The organism is Hahella sp. HN01 (assembly GCF_018986435.1).
Lineage (GTDB): Bacteria > Pseudomonadota > Gammaproteobacteria > Pseudomonadales > Oleiphilaceae > Hahella.
Genome location: NZ_JAHMIN010000002.1, coordinates 204,707 through 217,717 on the forward strand (window position 1 = coordinate 204,707; position 13,011 = coordinate 217,717).

Annotated in this window: 14 protein-coding genes; 9 read left to right on the top strand and 5 right to left on the bottom strand. The window is 57.2% G+C overall.

Features of this window, described 5'->3' with window-relative positions; translation table 11 throughout:
• Positions 1–9 precede the first annotated feature (9 nt).
• From KP814_RS03265 to hspQ, 3 genes are all read left to right on the top strand, one after another.
• Positions 10–1,038: an ABC transporter ATP-binding protein gene (locus KP814_RS03265; RefSeq protein WP_216735407.1), complete on the top strand. Its 1,029-nt coding sequence runs from the start codon at positions 10–12 to the stop codon at positions 1,036–1,038.
• 39 nt (positions 1,039–1,077) lie between these two features.
• Positions 1,078–1,920, top strand: a complete 843-nt coding sequence (locus tag KP814_RS03270) for a helix-turn-helix domain-containing protein (RefSeq protein ID WP_216735408.1) — start codon at positions 1,078–1,080, stop codon at positions 1,918–1,920.
• Positions 1,921–1,994: 74 nt separating this feature from the next.
• Positions 1,995–2,306: a heat shock protein HspQ gene (gene hspQ / locus KP814_RS03275; protein ID WP_127967948.1), complete on the top strand. Its 312-nt coding sequence runs from the start codon at positions 1,995–1,997 to the stop codon at positions 2,304–2,306.
• On the opposite strand, the gene KP814_RS03280 is transcribed toward hspQ, so the two are convergent.
• The 3 genes from KP814_RS03280 to yeiP all read right to left on the bottom strand — a co-directional run bounded on the left by KP814_RS03280 (position 2,303) and on the right by yeiP (position 5,705).
• A complete protein-coding gene (locus tag KP814_RS03280) occupies positions 2,303–3,829 on the bottom strand; it encodes an ATP-binding protein (RefSeq protein ID WP_216735409.1) in 1,527 nt (508 codons plus the stop codon). The two genes, hspQ and KP814_RS03280, sit on opposite strands and share 4 nt — an antisense overlap.
• 29 nt (positions 3,830–3,858) lie before the next feature.
• Complete coding sequence (locus KP814_RS03285; protein ID WP_216735410.1) at positions 3,859–5,022, bottom strand: ABC transporter substrate-binding protein; 1,164 nt, start codon at positions 5,020–5,022, stop codon at positions 3,859–3,861.
• A 113-nt stretch (positions 5,023–5,135) separates the two neighbouring features.
• A complete protein-coding gene (gene yeiP / locus KP814_RS03290; RefSeq protein ID WP_127967951.1) occupies positions 5,136–5,705 on the bottom strand; it encodes an elongation factor P-like protein YeiP in 570 nt (189 codons plus the stop codon).
• Between the two features lie 137 nt (positions 5,706–5,842).
• On the opposite strand from yeiP, the gene KP814_RS03295 reads away from it, so the two are divergent.
• Genes KP814_RS03295 through KP814_RS03305 form a run of 3 tightly spaced genes read left to right on the top strand, consistent with a single transcriptional unit; the run spans position 5,843 to position 8,254 of the window.
• On the top strand, positions 5,843–7,687 hold the full coding sequence (locus KP814_RS03295) for a carbamoyltransferase (RefSeq protein ID WP_216735411.1): 1,845 nt from the start codon (positions 5,843–5,845) through the stop codon (positions 7,685–7,687).
• The gene (locus KP814_RS03300) at positions 7,680–8,102 is read left to right on the top strand and encodes an SxtJ family membrane protein (RefSeq protein ID WP_216735412.1); all 423 of its coding nucleotides are present in this window, start codon (positions 7,680–7,682) and stop codon (positions 8,100–8,102) included. The genes KP814_RS03295 and KP814_RS03300 overlap by 8 nt, the downstream gene beginning before the upstream one ends.
• Complete coding sequence (locus KP814_RS03305) at positions 8,102–8,254, top strand: DUF5989 family protein (protein WP_216735413.1); 153 nt, start codon at positions 8,102–8,104, stop codon at positions 8,252–8,254. Before KP814_RS03300 ends, KP814_RS03305 begins: the two co-directional genes overlap by 1 nt.
• A 43-nt stretch (positions 8,255–8,297) precedes the next feature.
• On the opposite strand, the gene KP814_RS03310 is transcribed toward KP814_RS03305, so the two are convergent.
• Entirely contained in the window at positions 8,298–9,137 is an 840-nt protein-coding gene (locus KP814_RS03310) for a pirin family protein (RefSeq protein WP_216735414.1), read from the bottom strand.
• 131 nt (positions 9,138–9,268) lie between these two features.
• On the opposite strand from KP814_RS03310, the gene KP814_RS03315 reads away from it, so the two are divergent.
• A complete protein-coding gene (locus KP814_RS03315; RefSeq protein WP_216735415.1) occupies positions 9,269–10,165 on the top strand; it encodes a LysR family transcriptional regulator in 897 nt (298 codons plus the stop codon).
• Positions 10,166–10,224: 59 nt separating this feature from the next.
• A complete protein-coding gene (locus KP814_RS03320; protein WP_216735416.1) occupies positions 10,225–11,682 on the top strand; it encodes an aminoacyl-histidine dipeptidase in 1,458 nt (485 codons plus the stop codon).
• Between the two features lie 90 nt (positions 11,683–11,772).
• On the opposite strand, the gene KP814_RS03325 is transcribed toward KP814_RS03320, so the two are convergent.
• The gene (locus KP814_RS03325) at positions 11,773–12,219 is read right to left on the bottom strand and encodes a CBS domain-containing protein (RefSeq protein WP_011394211.1); all 447 of its coding nucleotides are present in this window, start codon (positions 12,217–12,219) and stop codon (positions 11,773–11,775) included.
• 255 nt (positions 12,220–12,474) lie between these two features.
• Here KP814_RS03325 and KP814_RS03330 point away from each other — a divergent pair, with 255 nt between their 5' ends.
• The gene (locus KP814_RS03330) at positions 12,475–13,008 is read left to right on the top strand and encodes an outer membrane beta-barrel protein (protein ID WP_256445946.1); all 534 of its coding nucleotides are present in this window, start codon (positions 12,475–12,477) and stop codon (positions 13,006–13,008) included.
• The last annotated feature ends 3 nt before the right edge of the window (positions 13,009–13,011 follow it).

Here is a 13,011-nt window from a genome sequence, read left to right on the forward strand (position 1 = left end):
CGAGATGTTATGGCTGAGCTTAGATTACGCAACGTCAATAAAGTTTTTCAGCAGACCCATGTGCTGCACGACGTCAACTTGCAAATCGCAGACGGCGAATTTGTCGTGTTTGTCGGCCCCTCCGGCTGCGGCAAGTCCACATTGCTGCGCACCATCGCGGGTCTGGAGGACATCACTTCCGGCGAGCTTTATATCGGCGGCGCGCTGGTCAACGATGTGGCGCCAGCCAAGCGCGGGGTGGGCATGGTGTTCCAGTCTTATGCGCTTTACCCGCACATGACGGTGTATGAAAACATGGCGTTCGGATTGAAGCTCGACGGCGCGGGACCGGATGAAATTCGCAGCAAAGTGGAAGCGGTTGCGCAAACCCTGCAGTTGGGCGCGTTGCTCAAGCGTAAGCCGGCGGCGTTATCCGGCGGTCAGCGTCAGCGGGTGGCCATTGGACGCGCTATCGTGCGCGAGCCCAAGGTGTTTCTGTTCGACGAGCCGCTGTCTAACCTGGACGCGTCCCTGCGCGTGCAGACCCGGTTGGAAATCGCCAAGCTGCATGAACGTCTCGGTTCCACCATGATTTACGTCACCCACGATCAGGTTGAGGCCATGACCCTGGCGGACAAAATCGTAGTAATGAATCAGGGACGCATAGAGCAGGTAGGCACGCCGCTGGAACTGTACAACCAGCCTGCGTCTGAGTTCGTAGCCACTTTTATCGGCTCGCCTCGCATGAATATGCTCAAGGGCAAGGCGGCGGAAGATTTCGGCGCCGCCACCCTGGGCATTCGTCCAGAACATCTGCAGGTGCGCATTCAGGGCGAAGCCGGCGACTGGAAAGGCGTGTTGCGCATGGCGGAGCATCTGGGCAGCGACACCTACGTGTATGTCGACGTCGCAGGCGTTGGCGAAATGACGGCGCGCATCGTGGGGGAAATGGAGCTGGAGCCGGGGTGTGAGCTGTACTTGCATGCGCCCTCGCAACATCTTCATCTGTTCGATGCTCAAGGCAAGCCGCTGGACGCTTCGTTGCGCCGCTCAGCCTGACGTTAAGTCAGAGATTAAAACAACAACAAACGTTATCTCATGAAAACAGCAAATGCATCGGCGGCGGCCGCTCCCAGGGGCGGCTCTCCGCACCATTATTTCGGCGCGCTGGCGGACTCTCCCAGTCTGACGGACGCCGCTCATTTTGAAGTCGCCATTTGTTGCGCCGGCGGCGCAGTGCTGTGGGACGCCCGCCGGCGCCTGGTGCTGCAACCATTCAGTCTGGTGTGTTTTTCTTCGCTGCACGGCGCCAAGCAACTGCACAGCGATGCGGAAGCCTGGGGATTACGTTTGTGGTTGCCCTTGTCCTTTCTGGCGGAGCTCTGCATCCCGCACCGGGTGAAACAGAAGCTGCTGCACGGTGAGATCTGCGTGGCGGACGCCGCTAAGGCGCTGGAATCGGAAACCGTTGCGCGTTGGGCGGAAGAGCTGGCCTGTCAGGATGACTATTTGAAAGATCTGGTCTGGGACGAAATAGCCTTGTTGCTGCGGCGTCTGTTCAAAGACGCCTTGGGGCCGGACGCCTGCGTCGCCAGGCCTGCGGCTGAACCCACGGGTTCCTGTCGTCATGTGCACAAGATGGTGGAGTACATGAACGAGCGCTATTGCGAGTCCATCTCCGTCGCGGATGTCGCCGCGCATGTGCGACTGCACAAAAACTTCGCCATGGGATTGTTCAAGCAGGTGCTGGATATGACCATTCTGGAATACCTGACCCAGCTGCGAGTGAATCACGCCGCCCGCTTGTTGACCACGACATCCCTACGCGCCAGCCAGATCGCATTTGAAAGCGGATTTTCCTCCATCACCCGTTTTTACGAAGTATTTGCCCGCAGCTTTAGCCAGTCCCCCTGCGATTACCGTAAGTCGCGGCGGGTGTAAGCGACTCTCCCGCGACTCGACACTGCGTCAGCGCGTCCCGCCAAGCCCGACTATAATTAGGGACAGGAGGGGATATGGCGCAAGCACACTTTTTTGTCGGCCAGTTGGTTGAACATAATTTATTTGGTTATCGCGGCGTGGTGATCGGCGTCGATCCGACGTTTAACCATACCGACGCCTGGTATGAGAGCGTCGCCAAGTCGCGTCCGCCGAAGGATCAGCCCTGGTATCATGTGCTGGTGCATGAGAGCGACCATATGACCTACGTGGCGGAACGCAATCTACGAGTCAGTCTGGATACGACCCAGATCGACCATCCGCTTTTGGGCGCTTATTTTGACCGTTACGACGGCGCGCGCTACTTTCCGCGACACTCCATGCATTAATCCGCCGCGTCCGGCGCAGGCATGTAGGGCAGCTCCAGATAGAAGGTGGCGCCGGTCGGCAGAGTGGAGTTGCTGGAAATTTCCTTGGCGATGGATTCGAAGTAAATCTGCCCGCCCTGCAACTCCACCAACCCTTTCGCCAACGTCAGGCTGAAGCCGGAGCCCAGGGAGTCGCTACTGGCCTCGTCACTGCGCGCCAGTCCTTCGAACAGATAGGGGCGGATTTTCTTGGGAATGCCGGGGCCGTTGTCGCTGACCGACAAGCTGATCAAAGCGCCCTCCCGGCGTAGATGAACGCTGATCTCGCCGCCTTTACCGGAATGCCTGACGGCGTTGCTGAGCAGAATATCGATAATCTGCTGCAGGCGCTTTTCGTCACCGCGCACCCAGGCTTCCGCCACCCCGCTTTCGAAGTGCAGATTTTTGCTGGTTTGATAGGCCTTGTTACGCCAGATTTCCGTTTGCGTCCGCGTCAGCTTGAGCAGATTGACCGGGCTTAAATTCAGCGAGAGAGAGTGGTTCTGAATCTGGTAGATATCGAACAGCACCTCAATCAATTTTTGCATACGTTCGCAGTTACGCTCCGCAACATGCAGCATGTGCAAGGTCTTCTCCTGTATCTCTCCCGTCAGACCGTTTTTGCACAGCATGACCGCACCCTGAATCGCGGTCATGGGGGAGCGAATTTCCTGCGACACCATGGCGAGCAGGCGGGCGCGCACCGTATTGTCATGAGCGCTGTCTTCCCGCACTTGTTTTAACTGACGGGTCTTCTCCGCCACATTGAAGGTGAGGGAGTTTTGCAGGTCGTATAGAAGTCGACTGTTATCCGAGAATTTCACCAGCGCCCGCGCCACATTGCCGATTTCATCGTTGCGCTGAGTGTGGGGAATGCGCTGTTCCAGATCGCCGTCCGCCAGCCGGGTGATGGCGGCGGTCAGCTCCTCCAGCGGCTGCGTCATCCAGCGGCAGGCGAGGTAAATGGCGACCAGGCAGATAATCAGCGTGGCGCTGAGGGTGACGGAGCGTTCCGTCAGCTTGACCAGCATGGAGCTTTCCACCTGGCTGATATCGATCACAATGTTGAGCGTGCCGATCTCCTTTTCTCCGGCTTGATCCCAAAGCAGCGGTCGGGTGATGCGCATCTGCGCGGCGCCGTCCGACAGCTTGCCGGCGGAGGCGATAACCTCGCCATCTGGATAGCGAATAGCGACCTGCATGATTTCCGGCATGGAGAACAGGTTGTTGACGGCGTTGTTGATAATGTCGAAATCAAAGTTCCAGACGGCGGCGGCCAGCACCGACCGTTGCGCGTCCGCCAGCAGATAGGCTTCCTTCTCCAGGTTGGCGAGTTGCGCCCGGTAGTCGTACCAGGCGGTCACCGCCGCCTCCAGCGCGAACATGGAAACGATGATGATGGAGGTCAGCGTCATCAACCGGCGACGCAGGTAGGCGCTGTGTGGATGACGTTTTTGTTTCCGATCCTTGGAGGGCTCTTCGTTGATGGACTGATCTGGAAGCATTATGTCGTCACGTCTCGCCAAAAATGAGTTCACTGCTGCTGAAGCAGCCGCTCTAATGAAAAGTCATACTGCTTGAGTTGAGGATTCAACGCTTTTGAAAAGCGGGTGAAGTCAATTTCACTCCAATTGACGCCGACAATGAACTTTAAATATCTGTCGACGTTTTCCGGCGTGAGCAGCCCCATGTTGGAGTGAATGGACACACCGACGTCATCCGCGAAATCCCGACCATGGTGGTAGTCGTACATCAGCACGAGGCTCCAGGCGCCCTGCATGAAATGGCCGCCGAAAGAACCGGTAAGCTTGCCCTCTCGAATATATTCCAACGCGGAAGGGCTCCAGTCGATGCCGGCGATAAGCAGGTTTTCCCCGGGTTTATAGCCGAGGCTCTGCGCGCCTCGCAGGGAGCCGACGGCGATGGAGTCGTTGGCGGCCCAGATCACCCGGGTGCGAGGGTAGCGTTTCAACAGGCCGACCGCCTGCTTATACGCCAGCTCCTCGTCCCAGCGGGCGGACACCAACTGTTGCAGCTCCACTTCCGGGCGTTCCGACAGGGAGCGATGCAACCCCATTTCCCGTTCGATGGCGGCGTTGTCCGTGGGCGTACCGCCTATCGCGAGAATGGGCAGCACCTGACCGCCGCGCAGCAGCTCACGAGAGGCGGCGGAGGCGAACAGCATATTGGCGAGGGCGTAGCCGGCGTTTTCATCGTTGGGCAGCATTTGCCCGACCCATTGTTTGAAGCGCTCCCGCGGGTGTCCGTATCGTCGTTCCTGCTCCACATTGAGACCGGAGTTAAAGATGAAGGAGCGCACCTTGGCCTCCTCCGCCAGCGCCAGCAACTCCGGGGCGTTGCCTTTGAAATTCTTGTACATGATGAAGTCTGGCGGGTCGCTGGAGAGAATATGCTTGATCTGCTGGCGCATGAGCAGGCGGTCGTGATTGGCGCTGAATACATCCAGACGGATATTGAGATCTTCCGCGGCGGCGCGTGCGAAGCGAATCACCTCGGACCAGAAGGTGTCGTCACTGCTTTGCGGATTGAAAAACACCACATGCATCGCCGGCGTCATGGACGGGGCGGGGGCGGCATACGCCAGCGGGGACGCCAACAGCCAAAAAAGCAGCCAAAGCGCGCCTTTGCAGGACAACTTATAGAGCATCGTTTCCGGCCGGACCAAGTTAGAATTCATTCACTCAGTGTAGCCGCAAATCCAGGGATGCGCTTTTAGCGCGGAGAGGGGCGTCAGGGGAGAACGCAGCGACGACGGCGCGTCGCTGCAACGGCGATCAAAGGTGGCGCAATTTAGTCCGCGCGACCCATGAAACGCTTCTCTGCGGTATGAATTTTGACGCGCTCGCCCTGCTCCAGATATTCGGGAACCTGAATCGTCAGACCAGTGACGAATTTGGCGGGTTTGGTGCGGGCGCTGGCGGAAGCCGCTTTCATGGCGGGAGTGGTTTCGATGACTTCCATTTCCACTGTTTGCGGCAGCTCCAGTGAGATAACCTGACCATCCACCATCAGCACTTGCAGTCCCTGGGTTTCTTCGGTCAGGAACAGCAACTGGTCTTCGATGTCGTTCTTTTTCAGCATGTATTGAGAGAAGTCTTCGTTGTCCATGAAGACGTAATCGTCGGCGTCGATATAAGAGAAAGCGACCTGACGACGCTCCAGCTGAGTGGTGCTCAGCATGTCGTCGCCTTTGAAACTTTCTTCATATTTGAGACCGGTGCGCACATTGCTGAAGCGCATTTTGTACAGGGTGGCGGCGCCTCTGGCGCTGGGGCTGTGCACTTCGATGTCTTTAACAATCAGCAATTGCCCGTTTAAATCAACGACTTCGCCTTTCTTAATCTCACTGGCCCGCGGCATATGGGTGTCTCCGGAAAAAATGGTTGCGCGCATTTTATGGCATCAGTAGTCTTAAGAAAACTATAGCGATAGCAAAGACGGCCCCTTCCCGGCAGGTCATACCTCATACTACGCATAACGGATTGGCTTCCCTTTCAATGACCACGATTTTAGGCATTTCCGCTTATTACCATGACGCTGCGGCGACGCTGGTAAAGGACGGCGTGATTCTGGCCGCCGCCCAGGAAGAGCGATTTACCCGCAAGAAACACGATGCGGATTTCCCCCGCCACGCCATTGAATACGTTCTCGACGCCGGCGGCGTCGCCCTGGACGAAGTGGATAGGGTGGTTTTCTACGATAAGCCGCTATTGAAGTTTGAGCGGCTGCTGGAGACCTATCTGGCGTTCGCGCCGCGAGGTTTCCGTTCTTTCGCCACGGCGATGCCGGTGTGGCTCAAGGATAAGCTATTCCTCAAAAGTGAGTTGAAGAAGGCGTTGAGGGGCCTGTTGCGGGACCCCAAGGCCGTGCTGCCGCAGCTGTTGTTCGCGGAGCATCACCAGTCTCATGCGGCCTCCGCCTTCTACCCCAGTCCGTTCGCCAACGCGGCGGTTCTGTGTCTGGATGGGGTGGGGGAATGGGCGACCAGTTCCGTGTGGGTGGGCGAGGGCGCTGCTTTGCGCCCGTTGTGGGAAATCGAGTTTCCCCATTCTCTGGGTCTGCTGTACTCCGCTTTTACCTACTTTTGCGGCTTCAAGGTCAATGCCGGCGAATACAAGTTGATGGGACTGGCGCCCTACGGGGAGCCGAAATACGTCGACTTGATCATGCAGCATCTCATCGATGTCAAAGCCGACGGCACTTTCCGTTTGCACTTGCGTTACTTCGATTTCATGACCGGTCTGCGTATGACCAACCAGCGCTTCGCAGAACTGTTCGGTCTGCCCCGGCGGGAGCCGGAAGCGCCGTTGACGCAGGCGTATATGGATCTGGCGCGTTCGGTCCAGGCGGTGACGGAGGAGATTGTGTTGCGCCTCGGGCGGACGATCGCCGAGGAGACGGGGCAGCGTCATTTATGCCTGGCCGGGGGCGTGGCGCTGAATTGCGTCGCCAATGGCCGCCTGCTGCAAGAAGGCCCGTTTGACGATATCTGGATTCAACCGGCCTCCGGCGATGCGGGCGGTTCTCTCGGCGCCGCCTTGCTGGCCTGGCATCATTATCAAGGTGAACCCAGAACGCGTCCCCTGGCGACAGGAGAACTGGACGCCATGCAGGGCGCTTATCTGGGACCGCAATACAGTGACGAAGAAATTCAGCGCTATTTGACGGAAGCCGGTGCGACCTTTGCGGTGCTGGAAGATGATGCGTTGTACGCGAACATCGCCAGTGATCTGGCCGACGGTCAGGTAGTAGGCTGGTTTCAGGGGCGCATGGAATTTGGACCCCGCGCTCTGGGGGCGAGGTCCATTCTGGGCAATCCGATGGACCCGGCCATGCAGACCAAGATGAATCTCAAAATCAAATTCCGTGAATCCTTTCGTCCCTTCGCTCCTGCGGTGGCGGCGGAGCATTGCCGTGATTATTTCGATTTGGACAAGCCCAGCCCCTACATGCTGCTGGTGGCGGATGTTCAGCAACTGTGGCGCAAATCCGCCGAACCGGGCCATGAGGGGCTGGAGCGTCTGCGCCAGATTCGCTCGGATTTGCCCGCCATCACTCATGTCGACTATTCGGCGCGGGTGCAGACGGTGCATCAGGAAACTAATCCTGAGTTTCATCGTCTAATAAAAGAGTTCGCCAAACATAGCGGCCATCCGGTGTTGATCAACACGTCCTTTAACGTTCGTGGCGAACCGCCGGTTTGTTCGCCGGACGATGCGTTTCGGTGTTTTATGGCGACGGAGATGGATGTATTGGTCTTGGGGCGCTGCGTACTGCGCAAGGCCATGCAGCCGGAGGCGTTAGTGAATAAAGATTGGTCTCGGGAGTTTGAACTTGACTAACTCAGTGCAACAGAACTTTGCCTCCGCCCCGGAAGGGGAACTGAGAAAGTTCGGCCTGGTTATGGCCGCCTTTCTTATTCTGGTGTTTGGATTGTTTTTGCCTTGGGTGTTTGCTTTGAGCCTGCCCCGATGGCCTTATCCGGTTGCGGCGGTGTTCGCCGCCCTGGCGATGGTGAAACCGGGGCTGTTGCGTCAGGTATATGTCCTGTGGATGCATTTCGCTTTAAGGCTGGGCAAGATAAACAGCGCTATCATTCTCGGCGCCGTATTCGTTGTTCTGGTGGCGCCGCTGGGATGGGCGCTGCGGCTTGCGCACAAGCTGCAACTGCAAAAGCGCATCGATCCGCAGGCGACTTCTTATCGAACTGTACGCGACGAACCTATTACCCCTGAGTCCATGGAGCGACCATTCTGATGTGGGAATTTCTAAAAGACCTTTGGGCGTTTATGCGACAAAGGAAAAAAGTGTGGCTGTTTCCACTGGTATTAACCCTGGTGACGTTGGGCGGCCTGATTGTGATCACCCAGGGATCGGCGGTGGCGCCCTTCATCTATACGTTGTTTTAGCGGCGGCGCCCACATGAAAACGGCCTCTATGGAGGCCGTTTTGCTATGCCGTCAGCTTCCCTTCCTGATAATCCTTCACCGCAGTGAGAATTTCGTCGTGGGTATTCATGACGAAAGGACCGTAATGCGCCACCGGCTCATGTAAGGCTTCTCCCGCAAGTAACAGGAAGTCCGCGCCGCCTTTATCTGCGCTCAGTTGCAGGCGTTCGCCTGGACCAAGAATGCCGAGCTGGCCCGCCTGCAACACTGAGCCCATGTGCACGCGGCCGTTATAGACGTAGATCGCCGCCTGTCGGTCTTGCTCCAGCGGCAGATCCAGCTTGCCGTTGGGCAGCAGGGATATATCGAGCAGGCCGGCGGATTGCGCCAGTCGATTCAAGGGTGAAGTGCTGAAATTATCCTGAATGCGCCAGGAGCCGGCGATGACCCGAATCTCGCCGCAACTCAGAATAATAGAGGGCAGTTCTTCCGGCTGCGCGTCGCGCCACTCCGGCTGCTTCATTTTCTGCGTACGGGGAAGGTTGATCCAGATTTGAAAGCCGTGCATGCGTGCGGCTTCCGGTATCGGCATTTCCGAATGGATGACGCCTTTGCCGGCGGACATCCACTGCGCGCCGCCGCTTTTGATAGCTCCCTGGTTGCCCATATGGTCGCGGTGTTCGAAGCCGCCTTCTTTCATATAGGTCAGAGTTTCCAGGCCGCGATGGGGATGTTCGGGAAAGCCAGCGATAAAATCGTCCCGTTCGTCGGAACGGATTTCATCAATCATTAAGAAAGGTTCCAGATCGGTAGCGGAAAATCCTGCGATCCGGGAAATCCTGACTCCCGCGCCGTCGGTCGCCGGGCTGGCGTTAATGATGCGCTTGAGTTCTCGTACAGCCATGGTGGTGTCCTCCCACTCCATTGCATGATTTGCATATCCTGCAAGCAGTCTTCTCATTGTTGCATTATGCATCGTAAAATTCGAAAATAAATTGCAATTATTCGTGTCTAAATTTCGATAAATTAGAATTCATGCCTAAATCAACGTTGGAACAATGGCGTATGCTGCACGCCGTGGTCGCCCACGGCGGCTTCGCCCAGGCGGCGGAGATGGTGCACAAAAGCCAGTCCACGGTGCATCATGCCGTACATAAGCTTGAGGAAATGCTGGGCGTACAGATTCTGCAGGTGCAGGGGCGCAAAGCGACGCTGACCGAGGCGGGAAAACTGCTGTTGAGGCGTTCGGAAAACCTGCTGCAACAGGCGGAGCAGCTGGAGTCCGTGGCCTCCGGTCTGGCCCAGGGCATTGAAGCGCACATCCAGATCGCGGTGGAGATTATCTATCCCCAGGAAGCCCTGTATTGCGCGCTGGCGGAGTTTTCCGAGCAGTATCCCAATACTCGCATCGAAATTATCGAAACCGTGTTGTCCGGCGCTGAAGACCTGCTCAAGCAGGGGGTATGCGACTTGGTTATAACTCCATTCGTACCGCAGGGATTCATCGGCGATCTGATTACCAATATTCCGTTTACCCCGGTGGCGAATCCGGAGCATCCTTTGCATCAGCTCAATCGCACCCTGAATAAAGATGACCTGGCCCGACATCGGCAAATCGTCATTCGCGACTCCGGCGCCGTGCGTCGTAATTCCGGTTGGCTGGGCGCGGAGCAACGCTGGACGGTGACGCACATGAGCACCTCGGTGAACATGGTGAAGCGCGGACTGGGCTTCACCTGGCTGCCGGTTTCCTGGGTGGATGCGGATATTCAAAGCGGCGCCCTGAAGGCGCTGCCGCTGCAGGAAGGCGGCGATAGAGAGGTCCCGCTGTATCTGGTCTACGGCGATATGGACAGGCAAGGTCCCGCCACGCTTTATCTGGGAAATCAGCTATTGCGACGGGGACGCGAATGGACCAGATTTCCTGAATAGGCCTCTTGGCGCAGCGCCTTGAGGAACTCCAGAACAATCAACAACAATTTGGCGACATTATGAGTTTAAGCGATCTGAACCCGCAGCCCTTGTGGCGTTTTTTCCAGCTATTGTGCGACACCCCGCGGCCCTCCAAACAAGAGCAGTTGCTCAAGTCCCGCATCAGAGAAGCCCTGGCCGAATATGAGCTGGAAATCATCGAGGATCAGGTCGGTAATCTGATAATCCGCAAACCTGCGACGCCCGGCTACGAAGACGCGCCCGGCGTAGTGATGCAGAGCCACCTGGATATGGTGCCGCAGAAGAATGAAGGTTCTACCCACGATTTCAGCAAAGACCCGATTCAACCCTATATCGACGGCGACTGGGTGCGCGCCCGCGGCACCACATTGGGCGCGGATAACGGCATCGGCGTGGCGGCCATTCTGTCCGTTCTGACGTCCAAAGACATGATCCATGGGCCGCTGGAAGGCTTGTTGACGGTGGACGAAGAGGCCGGGATGACCGGCGCGAAAGGATTGCAGGGCGGCGTACTGCAGGGCTCTTTGCTGCTGAACCTGGATACGGAAGAAGAAAACGAACTGTATATCGGGTGCGCCGGCGGTGTGGATATCGGCGGACGCTTCACCTATCAGGCGGAGCCCCGGGACGACCGCCGTCAGTATTGGCGCATTGCCCTAAAAGGATTGCGCGGCGGTCACTCCGGGCTGGATATCCATTCTGGACGCGGCAACGCGTTGAAGCTGGTGAATCGCGCCCTGGATCAGTTACGCAAACAGTTTCCCGCCTTGCGCGTGGCGTCTCTGACTGGCGGCACCCTGCGTAACGCCATTCCGCGCGAAGCCTTCGCCGTGGTTGCGGCGCCGGCGGAGCAGGGCGAAGCGATCGCCCGCCGCATCAGCGAGCTGCAGCAATTGTTCATGCAGGAGCTGAAATCGGTCGAGCCGCATTTGCATCTGACCATCAGTGAAACGGAAGCCGCCGATTTGTTGCCGGAGGATATGGTGGACCGCTTACAGCGGGTGATTTTCGCCTGCCATCACGGCGTATTCCGCATGAGCGCGGATTTTCCCGGCGTGACGGAAACCTCCAACAATCTGGCGCGGGTGGTGATGGATAACGGCCATATCGAAGTGCACTGCCTGGCGCGCAGTCTGGTGGACTCTTTGCGGGATGACGCGGCGCAATCTCTGGCGAGCGTTTTTGAACTGGCGGGGGCGGAAACTTCGGTGGGTAACTCTTACCCCGGATGGGCGCCGGACAAGAACTCTCGACTGCTGGATAACCTGACACGTCTGCATGAGGAAGTCGTGGGCGTTGTTCCCAAAATCCAGGTGATTCATGCAGGTCTGGAGTGCGGTATTCTGGGCGCTAACTATCCCCACTGGGACATGATTTCTTTCGGGCCGACCATTCGCGGCGCGCACTCGCCGGATGAGGCGGTGCACGCGCCGAGCGTAGCGAATTTCTGGAAATTTCTGGAAGCGGCGCTGGCGCATCTGGCCAAACCCGCCTGACGCAGGCAATGACATAGCGGGCGCCGATACTGGCGCCCGACGACAGGCTGCGTTACTTCATGGGTTTCGCATGCCTGTCGCGCTTCTCCCTCAGCTGGGCTCTTCTTCTGGCTCCACTTCCACCAGATCCAGCAGATTAATCGCGATCTTGATAAAGTCGCCTCCCGTCAGAATACCCACGACATGACCATTTTCCACCACGGGCAGACAGCCGTATTTCTTGGTTTGCAGAAATTCCGCCGCTTTACGGATCGGCGTGTCCAGGCTGGCGGTGGCGACTTTGGTCCGCATCACTTGGGTGACGGGAATTTCGGATTCATGGGCCTCCATCAACTCCGGGGGCATGTCATACACGGAGGAGTCCATGGCGGCGAAGACGTCGCGCTGGGTGACGAGCCCTTCCAGTTTGTTTTTGGCGTTGACGACCGGGATGTGGCGGATGCCCTGTTCCTGCATCATTTTGCGCGCATCGGCCAGGCTGTTCTCAGTGCTCAACGTATGCACGGGGTGGCTCATTACATCTTTCATCAGGATCATGCTTACCTCCAATTGCGTAAGCTTTAAGGTAATGGAACCGGCGTCGGTATGGCTTGATGCGAGTCAAACCCGCCGCTACCCAGGGCTTGGCGATATTTCAACGTTGTTCCAGGAAGTATAGCCAGCCTCGGCGTATGGAGCTTTGCGGCGCTGACGCTGTTACACAGACAACCCCTAGTGTATGCTTCGGCGCGCTATGGAGATAGCCCGAATATTGTTTAAAGAATATTCCGTAATGAGAGGGTGAAAGTGGTAATGAAAAGACTGGGTTTAGGTGTCTGCTTGAGTTTGGCCATGGCAGGTAACGCATCAGCAGGAGGCTATGGCGCACTGGGGCTGGATTACATGCACGCCTCTTCAGAAAATCTGCATGACAATCTGATGTTGAACGGAACATTAGGTTGGAGTCTTACGGATTTTTGGGGATTAGAAGGACGCCTGGGCGTTGATTTCTTCTCTCTGATATTCGATGACGACCCTCTGGATGACTCCGGCGCTTTCATGGACGCCTACGTGGCGGGGTACAACCGTTTCACTCTGCCGCTTAGTAATGCAATAAGGCCCTATGCGCTGCTGGGTTGGCAAGGCGCCAGCGTCAGTGTGCAGAATTGTTATGCTTTGGCCGGCGGCTGCGAGAAAAACCATGAAACGCACAGCGGCTTTGCGTACGGCGGTGGCGTGGATTTTCGTATTGAGAAAGGTGTTTACCTGAAAACGGAAGTAACGCACTTCGAGCATAATGAAGTGCGCTTCAATACCTTCAGCGTTGGCGTGACGGGAGCGTTCTAATCG